Origin of the sequence: Streptomyces sp. D2-8 (assembly GCF_023184515.1) — a bacterium.
In the GTDB taxonomy this organism is placed as follows: domain Bacteria; phylum Actinomycetota; class Actinomycetes; order Streptomycetales; family Streptomycetaceae; genus Streptomyces.
Window position 1 is genome coordinate 100,069 of sequence record NZ_JAAHBP010000025.1, and the last position, 21,388, is coordinate 121,456.

Annotated in this window: 21 protein-coding genes; 10 read left to right on the plus strand and 11 right to left on the minus strand. The window is 72.1% G+C overall.

Features of this window, described 5'->3' with window-relative positions; genetic code table 11:
- The first annotated feature begins 121 nt into the window (after positions 1 to 121).
- The 4 genes from tilS to folE all read left to right on the plus strand — a co-directional run bounded on the left by tilS (position 122) and on the right by folE (position 4,734).
- Entirely contained in the window at positions 122 to 1,153 is a 1,032-nt protein-coding gene (tilS, locus tag G3I77_RS34295; protein WP_248510110.1) for a tRNA lysidine(34) synthetase TilS, read from the plus strand.
- 61 nt (positions 1,154 to 1,214) lie between these two features.
- Positions 1,215 to 1,775: a hypoxanthine phosphoribosyltransferase gene (gene hpt, locus G3I77_RS34300; protein ID WP_030845937.1), complete on the plus strand. Its 561-nt coding sequence runs from the start codon at positions 1,215 to 1,217 to the stop codon at positions 1,773 to 1,775.
- 186 nt (positions 1,776 to 1,961) lie between these two features.
- Complete coding sequence (gene ftsH, locus G3I77_RS34305; protein WP_248510112.1) at positions 1,962 to 4,001, plus strand: ATP-dependent zinc metalloprotease FtsH; 2,040 nt, start codon at positions 1,962 to 1,964, stop codon at positions 3,999 to 4,001.
- A 127-nt stretch (positions 4,002 to 4,128) separates the two neighbouring features.
- Positions 4,129 to 4,734, plus strand: a complete 606-nt coding sequence (gene folE / locus G3I77_RS34310) for a GTP cyclohydrolase I FolE (RefSeq protein ID WP_248510113.1) — start codon at positions 4,129 to 4,131, stop codon at positions 4,732 to 4,734.
- Between the two features lie 9 nt (positions 4,735 to 4,743).
- On the opposite strand, the gene G3I77_RS34315 is transcribed toward folE, so the two are convergent.
- The 6 genes from G3I77_RS34315 to G3I77_RS34340 form a co-directional block, all read right to left on the minus strand.
- Positions 4,744 to 5,232 (minus strand): DUF3180 domain-containing protein, encoded by a 489-nt coding sequence (locus G3I77_RS34315; RefSeq protein WP_248510116.1) that lies wholly within the window; start codon positions 5,230 to 5,232, stop codon positions 4,744 to 4,746.
- A gap of 59 nt (positions 5,233 to 5,291) precedes the next feature.
- Entirely contained in the window at positions 5,292 to 5,903 is a 612-nt protein-coding gene (gene folK, locus G3I77_RS34320; RefSeq protein ID WP_248510118.1) for a 2-amino-4-hydroxy-6-hydroxymethyldihydropteridine diphosphokinase, read from the minus strand.
- Entirely contained in the window at positions 5,900 to 6,259 is a 360-nt protein-coding gene (gene folB / locus G3I77_RS34325) for a dihydroneopterin aldolase (protein WP_248510120.1), read from the minus strand. Before folB ends, folK begins: the two co-directional genes overlap by 4 nt.
- A 237-nt stretch (positions 6,260 to 6,496) precedes the next feature.
- A complete protein-coding gene (locus G3I77_RS34330) occupies positions 6,497 to 7,003 on the minus strand; it encodes a nuclear transport factor 2 family protein (RefSeq protein ID WP_248510135.1) in 507 nt (168 codons plus the stop codon).
- Positions 7,000 to 7,890, minus strand: a complete 891-nt coding sequence (gene folP, locus G3I77_RS34335) for a dihydropteroate synthase (RefSeq protein WP_248510137.1) — start codon at positions 7,888 to 7,890, stop codon at positions 7,000 to 7,002. Before folP ends, G3I77_RS34330 begins: the two co-directional genes overlap by 4 nt.
- Before the next feature lie 72 nt (positions 7,891 to 7,962).
- A complete protein-coding gene (locus G3I77_RS34340; protein WP_248510139.1) occupies positions 7,963 to 9,798 on the minus strand; it encodes a phosphatidylglycerol lysyltransferase domain-containing protein in 1,836 nt (611 codons plus the stop codon).
- Positions 9,799 to 10,029: 231 nt separating this feature from the next.
- Between G3I77_RS34340 and G3I77_RS34345 the strand changes: the two genes are divergently transcribed.
- Positions 10,030 to 11,148, plus strand: coding sequence for an esterase family protein (locus G3I77_RS34345; protein ID WP_248510141.1), 1,119 nt, complete (start codon positions 10,030 to 10,032; stop codon positions 11,146 to 11,148).
- Between the two features lie 135 nt (positions 11,149 to 11,283).
- Entirely contained in the window at positions 11,284 to 12,537 is a 1,254-nt protein-coding gene (locus tag G3I77_RS34350) for a hypothetical protein (protein ID WP_248510143.1), read from the plus strand.
- 57 nt (positions 12,538 to 12,594) lie between these two features.
- Here the strand turns inward: G3I77_RS34350 and G3I77_RS34355 are convergent, their stop codons facing one another.
- Complete coding sequence (locus G3I77_RS34355; RefSeq protein WP_248510145.1) at positions 12,595 to 13,929, minus strand: PH domain-containing protein; 1,335 nt, start codon at positions 13,927 to 13,929, stop codon at positions 12,595 to 12,597.
- Positions 13,926 to 14,456 (minus strand): PH domain-containing protein, encoded by a 531-nt coding sequence (locus tag G3I77_RS34360; RefSeq protein ID WP_374387914.1) that lies wholly within the window; start codon positions 14,454 to 14,456, stop codon positions 13,926 to 13,928. Before G3I77_RS34360 ends, G3I77_RS34355 begins: the two co-directional genes overlap by 4 nt.
- A 31-nt stretch (positions 14,457 to 14,487) precedes the next feature.
- On the opposite strand from G3I77_RS34360, the gene G3I77_RS34365 reads away from it, so the two are divergent.
- The gene (locus G3I77_RS34365; RefSeq protein WP_248510146.1) at positions 14,488 to 15,639 is read left to right on the plus strand and encodes an NADH-quinone oxidoreductase subunit D; all 1,152 of its coding nucleotides are present in this window, start codon (positions 14,488 to 14,490) and stop codon (positions 15,637 to 15,639) included.
- 3 nt (positions 15,640 to 15,642) lie between these two features.
- On the opposite strand, the gene G3I77_RS34370 is transcribed toward G3I77_RS34365, so the two are convergent.
- The gene (locus G3I77_RS34370; RefSeq protein ID WP_248510152.1) at positions 15,643 to 16,650 is read right to left on the minus strand and encodes an SAM-dependent methyltransferase; all 1,008 of its coding nucleotides are present in this window, start codon (positions 16,648 to 16,650) and stop codon (positions 15,643 to 15,645) included.
- Between the two features lie 118 nt (positions 16,651 to 16,768).
- On the opposite strand from G3I77_RS34370, the gene G3I77_RS34375 reads away from it, so the two are divergent.
- Positions 16,769 to 17,962 (plus strand): sensor histidine kinase, encoded by a 1,194-nt coding sequence (locus G3I77_RS34375; RefSeq protein WP_248510153.1) that lies wholly within the window; start codon positions 16,769 to 16,771, stop codon positions 17,960 to 17,962.
- Positions 17,963 to 18,018: 56 nt separating this feature from the next.
- Positions 18,019 to 18,687, plus strand: coding sequence for a response regulator transcription factor (locus G3I77_RS34380; RefSeq protein ID WP_248510155.1), 669 nt, complete (start codon positions 18,019 to 18,021; stop codon positions 18,685 to 18,687).
- Between the two features lie 18 nt (positions 18,688 to 18,705).
- Here the strand turns inward: G3I77_RS34380 and G3I77_RS34385 are convergent, their stop codons facing one another.
- Positions 18,706 to 19,812 carry a DUF5937 family protein gene (locus tag G3I77_RS34385; RefSeq protein WP_248510157.1) on the minus strand — a complete coding sequence of 369 codons (1,107 nt, stop codon included), beginning with the start codon at positions 19,810 to 19,812 and terminating at the stop codon, positions 18,706 to 18,708.
- A gap of 159 nt (positions 19,813 to 19,971) precedes the next feature.
- On the opposite strand from G3I77_RS34385, the gene G3I77_RS34390 reads away from it, so the two are divergent.
- Positions 19,972 to 20,175, plus strand: coding sequence for a hypothetical protein (locus G3I77_RS34390; protein WP_248510160.1), 204 nt, complete (start codon positions 19,972 to 19,974; stop codon positions 20,173 to 20,175).
- Here the strand turns inward: G3I77_RS34390 and G3I77_RS34395 are convergent.
- The gene (locus tag G3I77_RS34395) at positions 20,168 to 21,349 is read right to left on the minus strand and encodes a low specificity L-threonine aldolase (protein WP_248510162.1); all 1,182 of its coding nucleotides are present in this window, start codon (positions 21,347 to 21,349) and stop codon (positions 20,168 to 20,170) included. The genes G3I77_RS34390 and G3I77_RS34395 overlap by 8 nt on opposite strands.
- Positions 21,350 to 21,388 lie beyond the last annotated feature (39 nt).

Consider the following 21,388-nt stretch of genomic DNA (forward strand, 5'->3'; position numbering starts at 1 on the left):
CGTGAGGCAGGGGTAGGCGTGCAATGCTCGGGGAACGGCCCGGTTCTGTCACCATCTACACACTCTGCGTGACCGACACGCGGGTTCACACCCCCCGAAAACTTCATGAAGGGAACCGGACATGGGTCCCCATCCTGCGGTCGCGGCGATACGCCTGGCGGTCCGCCGCGTCCTCCACGACCTCCTCACCGAACACCACCGCACCCCCGCCGCGGTCCCGCACGAGCATCCCCCGAGCTCCCCGCCGCTCGTGCTCGTGGCATGCTCCGGCGGCGCCGACTCGATGGCCCTCGCCTCCGCCCTCGCCTTCGAGTCCCCCAAACTCGGCATCAGAGCCGGCGGCGTGACCGTCGACCACGGCCTCCAGCCCGGCTCCGACGCGCGCGCCGCGGAAGTCGTCCAGCGCCTGCGCGAACTCGGCCTCGACCCCGTCGACTCCGTCGCCGTCAGCGTCGGCCGCGCCGGCGGGCCCGAAGCCGCCGCCCGCGACGCCCGCTACGCCGCCCTCGACACCGCTGCGGAACGCCACGGCGCCGCCGCCGTCCTGCTCGGCCACACCCGCGACGACCAGGCCGAAACCGTCCTGCTCGGCCTCGCCCGGGGCTCCGGCATCCGCTCCCTGTCCGGAATGGCCGCGGTCTCGGGGGCCGGCGGCCGTTACCGGCGCCCCTTCCTTGAACTCGACCGGCAGACCGCCCGCAAGGCCTGCATGGTCCAGTCCCTGCCCGTCTGGGACGACCCCCACAACGCCGACCCGGCCTACACCCGCTCCCGGCTGCGCCACGAGGGCCTGCCCGCCCTGGAGAAGGCCCTCGGCAAAGGAGTCGTCGAGGCCCTCGCCCGTACGGCCCGGCTCTCCCGCGACGACGCCGACGCCCTCGACTCCTGGGCCGGCCAGGCCGAGGCCGCCGTCCGCGACGCCGCCGGCCTCCTGGAGTGCGCCAAGCTCTACGCCCTGCCGCCCGCCGTACGCCGCCGCATCCTGCGCCGGGCCGCCATCGCGGCCGGTGCACCCGCCGGATCGCTGTTCGCCCGCCACATCGAGGAAGTCGACCGGCTGATCACCGGCTGGCGCGGTCAGGGAGCCATCAATCTCCCCGGCAGAGTCGTGGCCCAGCGGCAGGGTGGCAGACTGGTGATTCGGCAAGGCTGAACCACGACCCCTCCCCGCAGCCGGCGGAGGGGCCGATCGGCCGGTGGGACGACCGAAAGTGATGCGGGTGGACGCGAAAGACATGGGTGCCGACCTCGAGAAGGTGCTCATCACCAAGGAAGAGATCGACGCCAAGCTGGCCGAGCTGGCCGCGAAGATCGACGCGGAGTACGCGGGCAAGGACCTGCTGATCGTCGGAGTCCTCAAGGGCGCGGTGATGGTCATGGCCGACCTCGCCCGGGCGCTGTCCACCCCCGTCACCATGGACTGGATGGCCGTATCCTCGTACGGGGCGGGCACCCAGTCCTCCGGTGTGGTGCGGATCCTCAAGGACCTCGACACCGACATCAAGGGCAAGCACGTCCTGATCGTCGAGGACATCATCGACTCCGGCCTGACCCTGTCCTGGCTGCTCTCCAACCTCGGCTCGCGCGAGCCCGCCTCCCTCAAGGTGTGCACGCTGCTGCGCAAGCCCGAGGCCGCGAAGGTGGCCATCGACGTGGAATGGGTCGGCTTCGACATCCCCAACGAATTCGTCGTGGGCTACGGCCTCGACTACGCCGAGAAGTACCGCAACCTCCCGTTCGTCGGTACGCTCGCGCCCCACGTGTACGGCGGCTGACATTCCGGCCGGAGTGCCGTCACGGTGATCGGGAACCCCAGCGGGCTTCCCGCCGTTGGAGCAGGCGTAGGCGGATCGCCAGCTGTCCCACGCGGCTTCGGGTAACAATGCTGGGGTACCGTCCGAAGAACAGTCTTTATCAAACTCACTATGGCAGGAGGGACGGGGCGGCACCGCTCCGTATGGATGGACGTGAAGCGATACTTCCGTGGGCCGGTCATGTGGATCGTGCTGGCCGTCCTTGCCGTGGTCGTGTTGATGCAGGTCGTCGGCTCGTCCGGCGGCTACAAGACGGTGGACACCGGCCAGGTCGTCCAGGCGATCAACCAGAACAAGGTGGAGTCGGCCAAGCTGACCACCGGTGACGAGTCGACCATCAAGGTCACTCTCAAGGACGGCGTAAAGGTCGAGGACAGCTCGAAGATCCAGGCGAGCTACATCGGCGACCAGGGCGTCGACCTCGCCAATACGCTGCAGAACAAGTACCAGGACAAGCAGATCCCGGACGGCTACACGGTCTCGCCGTCCAAGCAGAACCCGTTCGTCGGCATCCTGCTCTCCCTGCTGCCCTTCGTGCTGATCGTGGTCGTGTTCCTGTTCCTGATGAATCAGATGCAGGGCGGCGGCTCCCGGGTCATGAACTTCGGGAAGTCCAAGGCGAAGCTCATCACCAAGGACACCCCCAAGACGACCTTCTCCGACGTCGCCGGATCCGATGAGGCCGTCGAGGAGCTCCACGAGATCAAGGAGTTCCTCCAGGAGCCGGCCAAGTTCCAGGCCGTCGGCGCCAAGATCCCCAAGGGCGTCCTGCTCTACGGGCCTCCCGGCACCGGCAAGACCCTGCTCGCGCGTGCCGTCGCGGGCGAGGCGGGCGTCCCCTTCTACTCGATCTCCGGTTCCGACTTCGTCGAGATGTTCGTCGGTGTCGGTGCCTCCCGAGTCCGAGACCTGTTCGAGCAGGCCAAGGCGAACGCCCCGGCGATCGTCTTCGTCGACGAGATCGACGCGGTCGGCCGCCACCGCGGCGCCGGCCTCGGCGGCGGTCACGACGAGCGCGAGCAGACTCTGAACCAGCTCCTCGTCGAGATGGACGGCTTCGACGTCAAGGGCGGCGTGATCCTCATCGCCGCGACGAACCGGCCCGACATCCTCGACCCGGCGCTGCTGCGCCCCGGCCGTTTCGACCGGCAGATCGCGGTCGACCGCCCGGACATGCAGGGCCGTCTGGAGATCCTCAAGGTCCACCAGAAGGGCAAGCCGGTCGCGCCCGACGTCGACCTGTCGGCCATGGCCCGCCGTACGCCCGGCATGACGGGTGCCGATCTGGCCAACGTGCTGAACGAGGCCGCCCTGCTGACGGCCCGCAGCGACAAGAAGCTGATCGACAACCACATGCTCGACGAGGCGATCGACCGTGTGGTCGCGGGCCCGCAGAAGCGGACCCGGATCATGTCGGACAAGGAGAAGAAGATCACCGCGTACCACGAGGGCGGTCACGCCCTGGTCGCGGCGGCCTCACCGAACTCCGATCCCGTCCACAAGATCACGATCCTGTCGAGAGGCCGTGCCCTCGGCTACACGATGGTGCTGCCGGACGAGGACAAGTACTCGACCACGCGCAACGAGATGCTGGACCAGCTGGCCTACATGCTGGGCGGCCGCGCGGCCGAGGAGCTCGTCTTCCACGACCCGACCACGGGTGCCGCCAACGACATCGAGAAGGCCACGGGCCTGGCCCGCGCGATGGTCACGCAGTACGGCATGACCGAGCGGCTCGGCGCGATCAAGTTCGGTGGCGACAACACCGAGCCGTTCCTCGGCCGTGAGATGTCTCACCAGCGCGACTACTCGGAAGAGGTCGCCGCGCTCGTGGACGAAGAGGTCAAGAAGCTCATCGAGACCGCGCACAACGAGGCCTGGGAGATCCTGGTCGAGAACCGCGACGTCCTCGACAACCTGGTGCTGCAGCTGCTGGAGAGGGAGACGCTGGGCAAGGAGGAGATCGCCGAGATCTTCGCGCCGATCGTCAAGCGCCCGCCCAGGCCCGCCTGGACCGGCTCCTCCCGCCGTACGCCGTCCACCCGCCCGCCGGTCCTCTCCCCCAAGGAGCTGGCGCTGACGAACGGGGCGAACGGCGCGACGCCGGCCATCTCCACCGTGAAGAGCACCGCGGCGGAGCCCGCCGCGGCGCCCGAGCGGACACCGGAGGACCGCCCCGAGAGCTGATCTGAGCTCTCCCGGCGGCCCCAGCCCCCGGAATGGATGCCGCGCCCCCCAGGTTTTAGCCTGGGGGGCGCGGCTTTCCGCCATTTCCGCAGGCCGCCCCGTGAAGGACACAGGAACGAGGCACCAGATGACCGACCCCGTGACGCTGGACGGCGACGGCCAGATCGGCGAGTTCGACGAGAAGCGCGCCGAGAACGCCGTACGCGAACTGCTGATCGCGGTCGGCGAGGACCCGGACCGTGAGGGTCTCCGGGAGACGCCGGCGCGGGTGGCGCGGGCGTACAAGGAGATATTCGCGGGGTTGTGGCAGCAGCCGGAGGACGTGCTGACGACGACGTTCGACATCGGGCACGACGAGATGGTGCTCGTGAAGGACATCGAGGTCTACAGCACATGTGAGCACCATCTCGTACCATTCCGGGGCGTAGCGCACGTCGGGTACATCCCGGCCACCAGCGGCAAGATCACCGGGCTGTCCAAGCTGGCCCGGCTCGTGGACGTCTACGCCCGGCGCCCGCAGGTGCAGGAACGACTCACCACGCAGATCGCGGACTCGCTGATGGAGATTCTGGAGCCGCGCGGCGTCATCGTGGTCGTGGAGTGCGAGCACATGTGCATGTCGATGCGCGGGATCCGCAAGCCCGGTGCGAAGACGCTGACGTCGGCCGTGCGGGGGCAGCTGCGGGACGCGGCGACGCGGAACGAGGCGATGAGCCTCATCATGGCGCGCTGACGCCGGGCGTCACGTGGTCGGAGCCGTCCCCGTGCCGTCGTTCTCGTCGTCCTCCGGGAGCTTGCAGACGCGCTCCAGGAAGATGGCGGCCGCTATGACGGCGATGCCCGCGAGGACGGAGAAGCCCGCGTAGATGGCCTGGTCGCGGCGGGCGGGGACGTCGAGGGACTCCAGAAGGAAGACGCCGGTGCCGCCGTACATGCCGGCGACCAGGGCGGCGACCAGGGCGCTGGCGTGGCCGAAGACGACCGCGCGGGCCGCCATGAGGGGGTCGACGCCCTTGGCCTCGGGGAGGCGCTCGCGCTGGGCCTTGAGACGGGCGCGGATCGAGAGCGCCGTGGCCAGCAGGACCACGGCGATCACGGCCAGGACGATGGGGGCGGCCAGGGGGACGCTCGGGAGCGTTCCGACCGAGTTCCACAGGCGGGCGCCCGCCCAGGACAGGACGCCGGCCACGACGAAGACGCCGGCCAGCACCCTGATACGCAGCTCTCTCACGGTGTCCCTTCGGTTCCCCCGGCTTCCGGCCCGGTTCGCGGCCGTCTTGACCTTAACGGCTACTCGGGCAGCCGGAGTTCCAGGTCCTTGCGGGGCGCCACCCCGTCCCGGGTGACGGTGTCGAGGAGACCGGCGACGGGACCGCGGCCGGGCAGCTGCGCCCCGGGGTCCAGGTCGTGCCAGGGGGCCAGGACGAAGGCGCGTTCGTGGGCGCGGGGGTGGGGGAGGGTGAGCTGCGGGTCGTCGGAGACGACATCGGCGTAGGAGACGATGTCGACGTCGAGGGTGCGGGGGCCCCAGTGCTCGTCCCGGACGCGGTGGAAGGCCTCCTCGACCGCGTGCGCGCGCTCCAGGAGCGAGGACGGCGGGAGGGTGGTCTTGAGGACCACGACGGCGTTGAAGTAGGCGGGCTGGCTGCCGGGGTCCACACCCCAGGGTTCGGTTTCGTAGACCGGGGAGACGCCCTTGATGCGGAGGCCGGGCGTGTCCCCGAGGGCGTCGACGGCTCCCTGGAGGGTCTCCAGGCGGTTGCCGAGGTTGGACCCGAGAGCGACCACGGCCCATTTGGGGTTGGACAGGGTCGTGTCGGCGGCGTCGACCTTCTCGACGACGGAGGCGGGTACCGGCTGAACGGTCGGGTCGCTGGGACCCTTGATGAAGGGCGCGGTCATGCTCGGCTCCGGGTGATGGTGACGGTCACGTCGTCGAAGGGGACGGTGATCGGGGCGTCCGGTTTGTGGACGCAGACCTCGACCTCCTGTACTCCCTCGTGCTTCAGACAGACCTGGGCGATGCGCTCGGCGAGCGTCTCGATGAGGTCGACGGGCTCGCCCTGGACGACGGCCACGACCTCCTCCGCCACGATGCCGTAGTGCACGGTCTTCGCCAGGTCGTCGTCGGCCGCGGCCGGTCGGGTGTCCAGGCCGAGGACGAGGTCCACGATGAAGGTCTGGCCCTCTTCGCGTTCCTCGGGGAACACGCCGTGGTGCCCGCGGGCCTTCAGGCCGCGCAGCGCGACACGATCCACGCGAATCACTCCTGCAATCGTCGGTCAGGGCCGGGCGGTGCCGTGTGCGGTCGGCACACCGGCCTCAGTCGAATCTACCTGCGCGCACGGACGGGGCCGGGCCACGGGGGTGGAGGCTCTGGCCGGGCCCGGCAGGATTCATCCAGCGTTTCCCCTGGGGAACCCGTCGGTGCACAGGTAGGTAGCCGCCCCTACCCGGGCGTCCGTGATTCCAACCACGTCCTGGCGCCTACCCACTCAGGCGGGGGTGTCGTCCTGCTCGTCCTCGCCGGTTTCGGCCAGGACGGGGGAAGCGTGGTGCGACCAGAGTTTCCACCCCTGGGGCGTGCGCCGGAACACGTTGGTGGCGACCACGAGCTGCCCGACGAGCGGGCCGAGCTCCTCGCCGGCGCCCTCGGGTGCGGGGCCGCCGCTGAGGATGTTCTCCGTGCAGGTCACCAGGGCGGTGTCGCCGGTGACCGAGACGTGCACATCGGTCAGGAAGAACTGGATGTAGTCGGTGTTCGCCATGATCAGCGCGTACGACCTGAGGACCTCGCCGCGGCCGGTCAGCACGGGCCAGCCGGGGTGCACGCAGGAGACCACGCCGGTGTCGGCAGGGTCGTGGTAGGACTCGTCGACGCCCAGGTCGGCGGGGGTCAGCCAGAGCGACGCCAGTTCCTCGAAGTCGCCCTGCTCCAGCGCCTCGTAGAAGGCGGTGTTGGCGGCCTCGACCTGCTCGACGTCGGTGTGCGGGGCGCTCACCGGGTTCCTTCTGCGCCGGTGCCCGTTGTGCGCGCTCCCGCGATGGCGCGGGCGACCCTGACGGCGTCGGCCGTGGCGCGTACCTCGTGGACGCGGACCGCCCATGCGCCGGCGTGCGCCGCGAGGGCGGAGACGGCGGCGGTGGCCGCGTCGCGTTCGCGGGCGGGCGGTGGGGGGCCGTCGGGACCGGCGAGGACCCGGCCGAGGAAGCGTTTGCGGGAGGCGGCGACGAGCAGCGGGTGGCCGAGGTCGAGGACCCGGTCGAGGCCCGCGAGGAGGGCGAGGTCGTGCTCGGCGTCCTTGGAGAAGCCGAGGCCGGGGTCGACGATGACGCGGTCGGGGGCGATGCCGCCGGCCAGGACGGCCTCCACGCGCGCGTGCAGTTCGTCGACGACTTCGGCGACGACGTCGGCGTACTCGCCCCTGACGTTGCCGCCCTGGAGGAAGCCGCGCCAGTGCATGACGACGAAGGGGGCCCCGGCGTCGGCGACGGCCGGGATCATGCGGGGGTCGGCGAGGCCGCCGCTGACGTCGTTGACGAGGGCGGCACCGGCCGCGAGGGCCCGTTCGGCGACGCGGGCGCGCATGGTGTCGACGGAGACGGTGACGCCTTCGGAGGCCAGGCCGCGGACGACGGGGAGGACGCGGCGCAGTTCCTCGTCCTCGTCGACCCGGGTGGCGCCGGGGCGGGTGGACTCGCCGCCCACGTCGACGAGGTCCGCGCCCTCGGTGACCAGGTCGAGGCCCCGTTTGACGGCGGCCGTGGTGTCGAAGAAGCGGCCGCCGTCGGAGAAGGAGTCGGGGGTGACGTTCACGACTCCCATGACCGCGCAGCGGTCCCATTCCGGTAGGCCCGCCACGCGCCCGCGTCCGCTCTGGTTGCTCATATGTTCAGCGTAGGCCCCGGCGGGGGCCGTCAGGCGCTGCGGCCCGGGCGACGGCCCCGCGCGGGGGCCGGGTCACGCCGCCTGGACGTCCCGTTCCGCCGTGGTGTGGTGGGCGCACGGGCGGGGAGCGGCCAGGCGCCGGCGGCGCAGGAAGCGCGGCAGGGGCGGGGCGAGGGTGACGAAGCCCTCGGCCTGCATGGCGGCGAAACCGATGCGGGGCAGGTCGGCGGAGGCGCGGTAGACGACGAAGCGGGGCTCCCAGCGCGGCCGGAACTTGGCGTTGAACTTGTACAGGGACTCGATCTGGAACCAGCGGGAGAGGAAGACCAGCAGTCCGCGCCAGGCGCGCAGCACCGGTCCGGCACCGATCTTCTCGCCGCGGGCCAGTGCCGCGCGGAACATGGCGAAGTTGAGGGAGACGCGCGCGATACCGAGTTTGGGGGCGGCCTGGAGGGCGGCCACGATGAGCAGTTCGTTCATACCGGGGTCGGCCGAGCGGTCGCGGCGCATCAGGTCCAGGGAGGCGCCGTCGGTGCCCCACGGCACGAAGTGCAGGATGGCCTTCAGGTCGCCGTAGGGGCCGGGGTGTTCGTCCTGTTTGTGGGCGGTGGCGATGAGGCAGTCGCCGTCGGCGGGGTCGCCGACGCGGCCCAGCGCCATGGAGAAGCCGCGTTCGGTGTCGGTGCCGCGCCAGTCGTCGGCGGCCTGCCGGATGCGTTCCAGCTCGGCCTCGCCGAGGTCACGGACACGTCGGACCCGGGTCTCGTAACCGGCGCGCTCGATGCGCTTGACCATCTGGCGCACGTTGCGCATCGCGCGGCCGGCGAGGGAGAAATCCGCGACGTCCACCACCGCCTCGTCGCCCAGTTCGAGGGCGTCGAGCCCGGTCTCACGGGTCCACACCTCGCCGCCGGTCTCGGAGCAGCCCATGACGGCGGGGGTCCAGGAGTGGGCCTTGGCCTCGTCCATGAAGCGTTCGATGGCGCCGGGCCAGGCCTCGACGTCGCCGATCGGGTCGCCGCTGGCGAGCATCACGCCGGAGACCACGCGGTAGGTCACCGCCGCCTTGCCGCTGGGGGAGAAGACGACGGCCTTGTCGCGGCGCAGGGCGAAGTGGCCGAGGGAGTCGCGGCGTCCGTGCCGGTCCAGCAGGGCGCGCAGCCGGGTCTCGTCCTCCTCGGTGAGCTGTGCGGCCGGGTGTTCGGGGCGGAAGGCCAGGTAGATGGTGGTGACGGCGGTGAGCAGGCCGAGGGCGCCGAGTGAGAAGGCGACGGTCCAGGAGGTGGTGCCCTGGTAGTCGACCGGGCCCTCGAAGCCGAACAGGCCGTAGATGACGTGGGTGATGCGGTCGGCGAGGCTCGGGTCGCCGATGATGCGGTCGCCGTGGACGCTGACGATGAGCAGCCCGAGCAGGAGCGAACCGGCGCTCATGAGTACGAAGTTGGCCAGTGCCCGCCAGCGGCTGCGCGGGTCGGGCAGGGCGTTGAACTGGTCGCGGTGGCGCAGCAGGGGTGCCAGCAGTGCCAGGGAGATCAGCACGCCCACGAGCGAGTGCCGGTAGGTGAACTGCGCGACGGCACCGGCGGGCAGGAGCGCCACCGCGGCCCGCCAGGCCCGGCGCTTGCCGCGCTTGAGGCCGTGGGCGAGCAGCAGCAACAGCACGCCGGTGCTGAGGGACAGGGCGGCCGCGAAGGGGCCGAGCGCGCCGGGCAGGACCTCGGCGATGGCGTGCATCCGGCTGTGCCGGAAGCGGGGGAAGACGCCCGCGGCGATGTCCAAGGCGCCCACCAGGGCGCAGGCTCTGCCGACGAGGACGGGGACGGCCTCGGGGCGTGGCCCGCGCAGTATCCGGCTCATCCGGCCCGGACGAGCCGTGTCGCTGCTGCGACTCGGAACCTCGCCCGACATTTCCTCATCTGTCCTGACAGACATCGCATCCCGTAGTTCTGCGAGAGACCTTGGATCCGGTGCCGATTCGGGCATCCGGCGACATTGCGCCCTCTAGGACGGTGTCTCGGGGGAAGAGGTTCACTCCCCTGGTCAAAGCCGTTTCAAAGGCCAAGGAAAGTCCGGGACAAGCCCTTGCGAAAACGATCGCGGGGCCGGCCCGGACGGAGAGCGCGGACAGGTAACCAACGCATGGGTCTGACGAGCAACAAGGTGCTGGTGCTGGCGGTGCTGTCCGCCGTACTGCTGTTCGCCGGCACTGTCTGGCTGTGGCCACGGCTGGCCCGTCGCAGCTGGCCTGCCGTGGGCGGGCGGGTCGGTCTGCTGCTGGGCACCCAGGTGGCGCTGTTCGCCGCGGTGGGCCTCGCCGCCAACCAGGCCTTCGGGTTCTACGCGAGCTGGGCGGACCTGTTCGGGCAGGAGAAGGATCAGGGCGTGGTCGTCGACCACACGCCGGGCGGTGGACCGCTGGAGGTGGTCGGCTCGCGCCGGGTGCCGGGGGCGGGCGGTGCGCTGCCCCGGGCCGGCGGCCGGGTCCAACAGGTCGACATCGTGGGCCGTACGACGGACATCGCCACGCCCGCGTACGTCTATCTGCCGCCGGAGTACTTCCAGTCGCGGTACCGCACCCACAGGTTCCCGACGGCCGTCGTGCTGACGGGCTACCCGGGTACGGCGTCGGCGCTGGTGGAGAAGCTCCACTATCCGCGTACGGCCCTGGAGCTGGCCCGGGCGGGCCGGGCGGAGCCGATGATCCTCGTGATGCTGCGGCCGACGGTGGCGCCGCCCCGGGACACGGAGTGCGTCGACATCCCGGGTGGTCCGCAGACCGAGTCGTTCTTCGCGAAGGATCTCCCGGACGCGTTGCGCACGCACTACAGGGTGGCCGAAAAGCCGGGCGGTCTGGGCATCATCGGCAACTCCACGGGCGGCTACTGCGCGTTGAAGATCGCCCTGCACCATCCCGATGTGTACGCGGCCGGGGCGGGACTGTCCGCGTACTACAAGGCGCCGATCGACGCCACGACAGGCGATCTCTTCCAGGGCGACAAGGCGCTGCGCAATCGCGCCGACCTGTGGTGGTACCTCGCGCACACGCCGGCTCCCGATACGTCCCTGCTGGTCAGCAGCAGCAAGCGGGGGGAGAGCAACTACAAGGACACGCTGAAGTTCATGGAGCGGGTGAAGGGCACCGGGCGGACCCGGATCTCGTCGATCGTCCTCGAAAGCGGCGGGCACAACTTCAACACCTGGCGGCGCGAGATTCCGGCGGCGCTGGAGTGGATGAGCGGGCGGCTGAGCGGCCGTTGAAAATGATCTTGGGAATTGGATGAGCGGCCGATTCCGGTTCTTCCCGAGTTCTGATGCCGTGTGAACGTTTCGGTGTGGCTTTGTTTTTGCGGGGTGGCTCACCATGATTCGCCTACGCGCGGTAAGTTTCTGGCCATGCCACGTGGACGTCACCGCCATTCACCGCCCCTGCACAGGATGCTGCCCCCGTCGGCGATCGCAGGCGTCTCCCTCGTCTGCGCCCTGGGGCCCTGGGTGTTCACGGAGCCGATGGCGCTCCGCGGCCTGGCCGCTGCCGCCGCGGCGACGGCGGTCATCGGCGCGGTCGTGCTGCGCCGTTGGGACACTCAGGCGGGCAAGCGCGTCGCCGACCTCACGCGCGCGCGTGCGAGCGACGAGTGGCGCTTCGAGGAGCGGGTCGCCGAACTGGAGGCCGACCTCGAGGAGTCGCGCGAGCTGCGCGGGAAGCTGGAGCAGCGGCTGCGCGCCAAGCGCACGGAACTGGCCGGGCTGCGCAACGAGCACGCCGCGCTGCTGCGCCGGTACGCCACGGCGGAGGCCGATCGCGCGAGCGTCCTGGAGGAACGCAGGGTGCTCGAGATAGAGGCGACGGCTCCGGTCCGGGCCGCGCTGCCGGCGGGGGCGTCGGAGGCGGCGGACGCCGCGCCGGAGCCGGACGAGGCGCCTGCCGCTCTCACCGTCGAGGAGGGGCCCGCGGTTCCCGCCGTGTTCTCGCCCGAGGGTTCCCGGCTGTTCCTGCGGGCCGCGGTGGCACTCGCCCGGTTCGACGGTGAGACGGTCCCGGACCCGGACGGTGGCGGCGACGGCGACGGCGTACCGAAGGGTGAGGACGCGGAGCCCGCGCAGGAGCCGAAGCGGGAGCAGGCGGAGCAGCGAGAGCAGACGCGGGAGGACGAGGCGCAGGGGCAGTCCGAGGCGGCCGACGGGCACGAGCGCGCGACCGCCGAGACCTCCGAGCCGGCCGACGAGCCTACTGCGCCGGCCGCTGAGACCTCGGTGCCGGTCGGTGAGACCTCCCTGTCGGCCGGTGAGGGAGAGCGACTCCCCGAGTCCGCGCGGCCCGGTAGCGCGCTCGCCGGTCACTACACCGTGCCGACCGCCGTGGCCGTCGCGCCGCAGTCGCCGGTGCGGCGTCCGCTGGCCGAGGGGGGCTTCGACTTCTTCGGCACCAAGGCCGGCACCTCTCGGGCGGCCCTGGAGGCCGTGCAGAACGAGGACCTCGCCGATGTCGTCGGCCAGGAGGCGCTCGCCCTGCACAAGGCCGAGACCGAGGCCCGTTACAAGCCGGCCGACGAGGAGTCGCGCGGTATCGGCCAGGTCATCGACCTGACGGCGCACGACGAGACGGAGCAGATCGACGTACAGGGACTGCGGAGCGCGGTGTCCTGAGACCCGTTGTGGCGGAAGGCCCCCCGGCTACGGCCGGGGGCCTTCGGCTTTGGGGAGTCATGCCATCCAGCGGTCCGGCCGCGCGTCCCTGCGCCCGGTCCGGGACCGCTCCGCCTGGGCCGCCAGCAGCTCGCGCGCCTCGGCCGCGTCCCGCAGCCGGGCCCGCACCGTCTTGTTCGCGCCCGTGTCCACACACACGTCGGCGACGCCCCGGGCCCGCTCCCACGGCCCCTGCGTCATCCGCACGCTCTGCACCTTGGCGTGCGGCACCAGCGCCAGGTTCCGCCGCAGCAGCCCGGACCGGGCGGCGAACACCGCGTCCGTGACGGCGAGCCCGTATCCGCGCCACCACAGCGGCACGCACCAGCGGGCGCTGCGCGGCGCCGGCGACAGGGCCTCGGGGCCCGGCACGCTCACCCCGGGCAGCACGCGCGCGACGACGTCCTCGGCGATCTCGCGCGGAGCGACCGGCACCAGTACGGAGTTGGACGAGCCCGCCACGTCCAGTTCCACGCGCACCCAGCCGCGGCGCCGCCACAGCAGCGGTTCGACGATCCGTACGGTCTGGACGCGTCCCGGCGGCACCGTCTCGTGGGCCCGGTCCAGCAGGCCGTGGTCGAGGCGCAGCCCGTCGGGCGACTCGCCCACCGTCCAGTCGTACTCGGCGACGAACCGGCCGACGCTGCTCGCGCCCGCCGCGCCCAGCAGCGGCAGGGCGACCGCGAGGACCGTCCACAGGCTGTGGGTGGCCAGCCACAGCACCGGCGGGACGACGAGGGCCGCGGCCAGCGACACCCAGGTCGCGCCCGTCAGCACCAGCGACAGGGCGAGGACGCCCGGCGGCACCCGCAGCAGCTGCCGGGACGGGGCCTCGCCGACCTCGTGCGCGGTCTCGGGCGCGAAACCGGCCGCCCGGGCGAGCAGTTCGGCCCGCAGCGTCCGTGCCTCGTCCGCGCCCAGGAAGGCCAGTTCGTCCTTCTTGTCGGTGCCTATGACGTCGATCTTGAGCTTGGAGACGCCCGCGACCCGGGCGAGCAGCGGCTGGGTGACGTCGATGGCCTGGATCCGCTCCAGCCGGATGTGCGCGGTGCGCCGGAAGACGAGTCCGGTACGGATGCGCAGTTCGGTCCCGGTCACCGCGAAGTGCGTGAACCACCAGGAGCAGAAGCCGTAGAGGGCGGCGGCCGGGACGAGCACGGCGAGGCCGATCAGCAGCGTGGTCGTCGTCAGCCGGGTCAGATGGCGCTGCGCCCCGTCGGGGTCGTGCACGGCCCAGCCGATGAGCACGGCGACCGGTGCCCAGGCGCGGCGCAGCGGTGTGACGGGGTGCAGCCGCCGCTCGGTGACCTCGGCGGCGGCCTTGGAGGCCTCGGCGGCCTCGGGCGCCGTCACAGCCCCGCCGACCGGGCTTCGCCCAGCTCGGTGAGCCGGTCGCGCAGCCGTTCCGCCTCGGCCGGGTCCAGGCCGGGGATGGTCGCGTCGGTGGCCGCGGCGGCCGTGTGCAGCTGCACGCTGGCCAGCCCGAAGTGCCGCTCGACGGGCCCGGAGGTGACCTCGACCAGCTGCATCCGCCCGTACGGCACGACCGTCTCCTCGCGCCACAGCACGCCACGGCTGATCAGCAGGTCGTCGGCGCGCTCGGCGTACCGCCAGGAACGCCAGTTGCGGTCGATCATCACCCAGCCCCAGGCCATCAGCGCCAGCGGCGGCAGCGCGAAGGCGGCCCAGGCGGGCCCGGCCAGCAGCCCCGGCAGCAGCCCGGCGGCCAGGGCGATCAGCCCGAGCCACACGACCAGCAGCAGCCGGCGCATCTTCAGCAGGCCGGGCGGCAGCGCGATCCACACCGGCTCGTTCTCGACGGCCTCGATCATGCCCTGCGGCCCGTCCGGCCCCGCCTCGTGCCCACTCCCCGTATCCATGGGGCCAGCGTACGTAGGAGAGACTGTGTTCATGACTCCTACGACGGAGACCATGGTCGGAATCGGCGGCGCCGCGGAGAGCACCGACATGGTGCTCAACATCGGGCCGCAGCACCCGTCGACCCATGGTGTGCTGCGGCTGAAGCTCGTCCTGGACGGCGAGCGCATCAAGCACGCGGAGCCGGTGATCGGCTATATGCACCGCGGCGCGGAGAAGCTGTTCGAGGCGCGTGACTACCGCCAGATCATCATGCTCGCCAACCGCCACGACTGGCTGTCGGCGTTCTCCAACGAGCTGGGCGTGGTCCTGGCCGTGGAGCGGATGCTCGGCATGGAGGTCCCCGAGCGCGCGGTGTGGCTGCGCACGCTGCTCGCCGAGCTGAACCGGGTGCTCAACCACCTGATGTTCCTCGGCTCGTACCCGCTGGAGCTCGGCGGGATCACCCCGATCTTCTACGCCTTCCGGGAGCGCGAGGAGCTCCAGCACGTCATGGAGGAGGTCTCCGGCGGGCGGATGCACTACATGTTCAACCGCGTGGGCGGCCTCAAGGAGGACCTGCCGGCCGGGTGGGCCACCCGCGCGCGCAGCGCCGTCGCCGACGTGCGCTCCCGGATGGACCGCTTCGACGACCTGGTGCTCGGCAACGAGATCTTCCGCGGCCGCACGAGGAGCGTCGGTGTCCTCACCCCGGAGGCCGTCCACGCGTACGGCGTCAGCGGTCCGGTCGGCCGCGCCTCGGGCGTCGACCTCGACCTGCGCCGGGACGAGCCGTACCTCGCCTACGGCGAGCTGGGCGACGTCCTGAAGGTGGTCACCCGGCAGGAGGGCGACTGCCTCGCCCGCTTCGAGTGCCTCCTGGAGCAGACGCACAACGCGCTGGACCTGGCCGACGCCTGCCTCGACCGGCTCGCCGAGCTGCCGCCCGGGCCGGTCAACCAGCGGCTCCCGAAGGTCCTGAAGGCCCCCGAGGGCCACACCTACGCGTGGACCGAGAACCCCCTCGGCATCAACGGCTACTACCTCGTCAGCAAGGGCGAGAAGACCCCCTACCGGCTGAAGCTGCGCTCGGCGTCGTACAACAACATCCAGGCGCTGACGGAGCTGCTGCCGGGGACGCTGGTCGCCGACATGGTGGCGATCCTGGGGTCGATGTTCTTCGTGGTCGGGGACATCGACAAGTAGGGCCTATGCGGACGGTGCGGCCAGCACGTCCGGAATCCCGACCGGCTGCACCAGCCAGCCGAAATCGCCCAGTCCGCCCGTCGCGGTGAGCTCGGCGGCCTCTCCGGCGCTCGCGAGGGCGCGTACGTAGGCGGCGGGGTCGGTGGAGGCCAGCGTGAGCGGGGGGCGTGCGCCCGTCACGCCCAGGGCGCCCAGCGCCTCGCGCTGGGGGAGCACACGCCCGCCGGGCAGCGCGCACGCGTCCAGGGCGACATGAGCCGTGATGTCGCAGGAGCCGTCCGGGACGGGTGTGGTCTCGCGGCCTTCCCGGAACCCGGCGAGCGTCCCGAACGGCGGCCGGGTCTGCGCGGTGTGCGCGTAGTCCACGGCGACGGCGCACCCTCGCTGAAGCGTCGCGACCGCCGCGGCCCAGGCCTCGTCCCGGGGCAGGCCGATCTCGGCCCGCAGACCCTCCTCGCCGGGCAGCGGCCACCACCGCTCCAGCCACCGCGCCTGCGCTCCCTCCACCGGCTCCCCGAGCCGCTCGGTCCCGTCCTCCCGGACCAGCACCAGCCGGGCGACGCCCGCGGCGTCCACCTCCGCGACCTCCACGGGCACGTTGTCCAGCCATTCGTTGGCGAACAGCAGCCCGGTCGTCCCCTGAGGGGGCGCGGCCAGCCACTCGATCCGGTGATCGAGCCCCGCGGGCCGCTCGGCGATCTCGACGGCGTACGCGCGCGTGCGGGCCGCCACGTCGGCGGGGAGGGCGGCCAGTACCCCGCCGGCCAGCTCGCCCCGCCCGGCCGCCATGTCGACGAAGTCGAGGGCCGCGGGCCGCCCCAGCGCCTCGTCGACCCGGCACAGCAGCCGCGCCACGGCCTCGGCGAACAGCGGCGACGCGTGCACGGACGTCCGGAAGTGCCCGGCCGGCCCCTCGGCCTCGGCCCGCCGGTAGAAGCCACCCGGCGCGTACAGCGCGCCCTGCGCCGCCGCGCGCCACCCGTGCCACTGGTCCCTTGTTCCCGCCGTCACCGGCCCAGGCTAAGGGCACGCAACGTACGCAACTCCACCTTGCGGAGTACGCGCGCCCGGTACGGATCGGCCCTCCGGTTGACCCCTGCACCTATCCCGCTTCCCTACGCTGGGTTACGTGCAGCGCCTCTATGACTTCCTCCGCAGGCACCCGATGTGGGTCGACGGCACCTGGGCCGTCGTCCTCCTCGGGATTTCGGTACTGGGCGGAGCGGCGGGCGAGCAGATCGGCCCGTGGGCCGCCGTCATTCCGGTCACGCTGCTGCTGAGCCTCGTGGTCGCGCTGCGCCGCCGGGTGCCGGAGAAGATGCTGCTGCTCGCGGCCGCGGTCGGCGTGGCGCAGCTGGTCACCGATGTCGCGATCCTGCCCGCCGACTTCGCCATGCTGGTGATCGTCTACACGGTCGCGGCGGAAGGCGCCCGCTGGGCCTCCCGCTTCGCGCTGATCGCCGGCCTGTGCGCGGCCCCGCTGGCGCAGCTGCGCTGGTCGAACGAGCAGACGGGGGTGGCCGGCGACATCGCCCTGGCGGTCCTGCAGACCGTCCCCTTCGCCCTCGCCTGGGTGCTCGGCGACTCCATCCGCACCCGCCGCGCCTACTTCGCGCAGCTGGAGGAGCGGGCCGCCCGCCTGGAGAAGGAGCGCGAGGCACAGTCCAAGGTCGCCGTCGCCGCGGAACGCGCCCGGATCGCCCGCGAGTTGCACGACGTCGTCGCGCACAACGTCTCGGTGATGGTGGTCCAGGCCGACGGCGCCGCCTACGTCCTCGACGCCGCGCCCGACCAGGCGAAGAAGGCCCTGGAGACGATCTCCTCCACCGGCCGCCAGGCCCTCGCCGAGATGCGCCGCCTGCTCGGCGTGCTGCGCACCGGCGAGCACCAGGAGGCCGGCGAGTACGTCCCGCAGCCCGACGTGCGGCAGATCGAGGACCTCGTCGAGCAGTGCCGCGGTTCCGGACTGCCCGTCGACTTCAAGGTCGAGGGCACGCCCCGCCCGCTGCCCAGCGGAGTCGAGCTCACCGCCTACCGCATCGTGCAGGAGGCGCTCACCAACACCCGCAAGCACGGCGGACCCAACGCGGGCGCGAGCGTGCGCCTGGTCTACTTCGACGACGGCCTCGGCCTGCTCGTCGAGGACGACGGCAAGGGCGCCCCGCACGAGCTGTACGAGGAGGGCGGGTTCGACGGCCAGGGCCACGGTCTGATCGGCATGCGCGAGCGAGTCGGTATGGTCGGCGGCACCCTGGACGCGGGCCCGCGCCCGGGCGGAGGATTCCGCATCAGTGCCCTGCTGCCGCTCAAACCCGCGCACTGACGCCGGCGCACGCCCCCTGCTGACACCTGTAACAACCCCGATAGGGAAGAGGCCCGATGACGATCCGCGTGATGCTCGTCGACGACCAGGTGCTGCTGCGCACCGGGTTCCGGATGGTGCTCGCCGCCCAGCCGGACATGGAGGTCGTGGCGGAGGCGGGCGACGGCGTCGAGGCCCTCCAGGAACTGCGGACGACCGAGGTCGACGTGGTGCTGATGGACGTCCGCATGCCGAAGCTCGACGGGGTGGAGACGACCCGCAGGATCTGCGCGGACACCGACCCGCCGAAGGTGCTCATCCTGACCACCTTCGACCTTGACGAGTACGCCTTCTCCGCGCTGAAGGCGGGCGCCTCCGGCTTCATGCTCAAGGACGTGCCGCCGGCTGAGCTCCTGGCCGCGATCAGGGCCGTGCACAGCGGTGACGCGGTCGTCGCGCCGTCCACCACCCGGCGGCTCCTGGACCGCTTCGCGCCGATGCTGCCGGGCACCAAGCAGCCCCAGCACAAGGAGCTGGAACGGCTCACCGACCGCGAGCGCGAGGTCATGGTGCTGGTCGCGCAGGGCCTGTCCAACGGCGAGATCGCGGCCCGGCTGGTGCTGTCGGAGGCGACCGTGAAGACCCACGTGGGCCGCATCCTGACCAAGCTGGGGCTCAGGGACCGGGTGCAGGTCGTGGTGCTGGCCTACGAGACGGGGCTGGTGCGGGCCGGCGGGCACGGCTGACCCGCACCCGCGGGCCGGCTACCTGAGGATCCCCTCCAGGAACTCGCTGCCGAGCCGGGCCACCACCGTCACGTCCAGCTGGTGCAGGACGTAGCGGCCGCGGCGGCGGGTGGTGATCAGGCCGGCCTTCTTCAGCACGGCCAGATGCCGGGATATCTCCGGGGCCGTCATGCCGTGCACCTGCGCCAGCTCGCTGGTGGTGTGCGCGCTGCGGGCCAGATGGCGGCACATGCGCATCCGGACCGGGTGGGACAGCGCGGTCATCCGCATGGCCAGCTGTTCGAGCGTCTGCGGTGCGGCGAGCTCCGGGGAGCCGACCGGATAGTGCAGCACCGGCTGCCATCCGTACCGGTGCAGGACCATCAGATGCGGCCAGCCGAGGCTCGTCGGGACGAGCAGCAGGCCGCCGTCGCCCGTGGCCGTACGGCCGTCGCCCAGCTTGTCGACCGTGATCCGGGTGGCCGCCTCGTCGAGCGTGAGCGCCGGGGACACCGCGGCCAGCGCCTCGGCCAGGCCCTTGCGCCGGAGCAGGTCCGTCTTGTGCCGGGCGTCCGCCGCGAGCTGGTGGCGCAGCCGGGACCAGGCCTCCGCGAAGAACGCCTCGTCGCAGTCCCGGAGGAACTGCCGCAGCCAGGCCCGGATCCTGGGCGGGTCGGCCAGCAGCCGCTCGCCGAAGCGCAGTTGCCGCGGTCCGCGTGCGGCGGCCAGATCCAGCGCGCGGCGGCGCATCTCCGGGTCGGACAGCGCCGTCGGCCCGCATTCGCCGTAGCCCACGGCACAGGTGAACTCCAGTGCCGCGTCCACGAACTGCTCGTCGGACAGCTTGTCGAGCTGGTCCAGCTCCTCGGCGAGGGTGGCGCCCGGGAGCGTGCGGCGGTCCGGCAGGCCGGCCCAGGGCAGGAACAGGTCCGAGAACGTCGTCCGCCACAGGAAGTCCGCCTCGCACATCCGGTCGGCCAGATGCGGGTCGAGCCGGGCCGTCACGCCCGTGACCCAGCCCTGCAGGCCCGGGTGGTGCGCCGGTTCGGACAGCGCGTGCAGCGCCATGCCGAGCTCGGCCAGGGGCGAGGGCACGACGGCGACCTCCTCCGGCCGCAGCCCCGCGATGTCGATCTGCACGCTCATGCCCTCATGGTGCACCCGGCCACTGACAACGCCCCCGTCGATTGACGGGCCTCGTCAATCGACGCGACGCCGCCCTCGGCGCAGGCGCACGGTGGGACCACCGGGGCAGCCGCGGAGCCTTCGGACCTCCATCACCCCGTCCCGCAGAGGCGATTCACCATGAGCGTCACGCAGCAGTACCTCCTCGACACCTGCCGCGCCCGGTCCCTCGGCGAGCCCGCCCCGCCCGCGCCGGGCACGCACGACCGGCAGGCCGTACGGGAGTGGCGCGACGAACGGCGGTTCCGCGCGGTCCTCGCCGGCCGCCCGGCCCGCCCCCGGCTCCGGGACGCCCTGAACCGGTGGCGGCGGCGCCCTACCTGAGCTGCTCCGGCAGCCGGGCCACGAACTCCGCCACCGCCGCCTTCACGTCCTCGGCGGTCCACTCCAGCCCGGCGGCCCGCACATGCACCTCCGCCAGCGCCAGCCCGGGCCCGCCCCGGTCCCAGCCGCTGCCGAAGAGCATGACCCCCGTCTCCTCGGCCGTCCGCACCGCCGCCTCCGCGAGGACGTCCGGCTCGTACGGCAGCCACACCTGGAAGTCGTGGGTGTGCGGCACCTCCGGGTGCACGCGCGCCCACGGCACCCCGGCCGCCGCGAACCCCTCACGCAGGGCGGCGGCCACCACGCGCGCGTGGGCCACGTATTCGGGCAGCCGGGGCAGCTGCCGCTCCAGCCCGACCAGCGCCGACAGCACCGTCGGGAACTGCTGGAAGACCATCCCGCCGTACCGGTGCCGCCAGGCCTTCGCCTCCTCGACGAGCTCCTTCGGACCGGCGAGGGCCGCGCCGCCGAACCCCTCCAGGGACTTGTAGAACGACACGTAGACGCTGTCGGCCAGGCCCGCGATCTCCTCAAGGGGGCGGCCGAAGTGGACGGTGGACTCCCACAGGCGGGCCCCGTCGAAGTGCACCACCGCGTCCCGTTCCCGCGCGGCCTGAACGACCGCGGTGAGCTCCTCCCAGGCGGGCAGCACGAAACCGGCGTCCCTGAGGGGCAGTTCCAGCATCAGCGCCCCGAAGGGCTCCTCGAAGTCGCGCACCTCGGCGGCGGTCGGCAGCCGCGGCTCGCCGGTCAGCCGCACCGGGCGCAGACCACCGACCTCGCTGAACGCGTTCCGCTCGTGCACCTCGGGATGGCTGAGCGCGTGCAGGGCGACGGCCCGGTTCCCGGTGCGGCCCGCCCAGCAGCGCAGGGCCACCTGCTGGGCCATCGTGCCCGTCGGGAAGAACGCGGCGGCCTCGGTGCCGAGCAGCCCGGCGACCTTCGTCTCCAGCGCCTCGACGACACCGTCGCCGTACACGTCGGACAGCTCCTCCAGGTCGTGGACGTCCGCCGCCTCGTCCAGCACGGCCAGGCGTTCCCGGAGGGTCAGGTGGAAGCCGAAGCGCGCGAACACCCGCCGGGCCGTGCGATGGGCGGCCAGCCGCCGCTCACGCAGCCGTGCGCCCCGGTCCTCCTCCGTCACCTGATCGTCGCGTTCCGCCGAATCGGTCATGCCCCGGATCCTCCCTCGCACACGTGCGGCCGGGCATCC

What these genes read in the sequence shown, in the direction of transcription:
- tilS (WP_248510110.1), top strand. Translation starts at nt 122, where the DNA reads ATGGGTCCCCATCCTGCGGTCGCGGCGATACGCCTGGCGGTCCGCCGC.
- hpt (WP_030845937.1), top strand. Translation starts at nt 1,215, where the DNA reads ATGCGGGTGGACGCGAAAGACATGGGTGCCGACCTCGAGAAGGTGCTC.
- ftsH (WP_248510112.1), top strand. Translation starts at nt 1,962, where the DNA reads ATGGACGTGAAGCGATACTTCCGTGGGCCGGTCATGTGGATCGTGCTG.
- folE (WP_248510113.1), top strand. Translation starts at nt 4,129, where the DNA reads ATGACCGACCCCGTGACGCTGGACGGCGACGGCCAGATCGGCGAGTTC.
- folK (WP_248510118.1), bottom strand. Translation starts at nt 5,903, where the DNA reads ATGACCGCGCCCTTCATCAAGGGTCCCAGCGACCCGACCGTTCAGCCG.
- folP (WP_248510137.1), bottom strand. Translation starts at nt 7,890, where the DNA reads ATGAGCAACCAGAGCGGACGCGGGCGCGTGGCGGGCCTACCGGAATGG.
- G3I77_RS34340 (WP_248510139.1), bottom strand. Translation starts at nt 9,798, where the DNA reads ATGTCGGGCGAGGTTCCGAGTCGCAGCAGCGACACGGCTCGTCCGGGC.
- G3I77_RS34345 (WP_248510141.1), top strand. Translation starts at nt 10,030, where the DNA reads ATGGGTCTGACGAGCAACAAGGTGCTGGTGCTGGCGGTGCTGTCCGCC.
- G3I77_RS34350 (WP_248510143.1), top strand. Translation starts at nt 11,284, where the DNA reads ATGCCACGTGGACGTCACCGCCATTCACCGCCCCTGCACAGGATGCTG.
- G3I77_RS34360 (WP_374387914.1), bottom strand. Translation starts at nt 14,456, where the DNA reads ATGGATACGGGGAGTGGGCACGAGGCGGGGCCGGACGGGCCGCAGGGC.
- G3I77_RS34365 (WP_248510146.1), top strand. Translation starts at nt 14,488, where the DNA reads ATGACTCCTACGACGGAGACCATGGTCGGAATCGGCGGCGCCGCGGAG.
- G3I77_RS34380 (WP_248510155.1), top strand. Translation starts at nt 18,019, where the DNA reads ATGACGATCCGCGTGATGCTCGTCGACGACCAGGTGCTGCTGCGCACC.
- G3I77_RS34385 (WP_248510157.1), bottom strand. Translation starts at nt 19,812, where the DNA reads ATGAGCGTGCAGATCGACATCGCGGGGCTGCGGCCGGAGGAGGTCGCC.
- G3I77_RS34390 (WP_248510160.1), top strand. Translation starts at nt 19,972, where the DNA reads ATGAGCGTCACGCAGCAGTACCTCCTCGACACCTGCCGCGCCCGGTCC.
- G3I77_RS34395 (WP_248510162.1), bottom strand. Translation starts at nt 21,349, where the DNA reads ATGACCGATTCGGCGGAACGCGACGATCAGGTGACGGAGGAGGACCGG.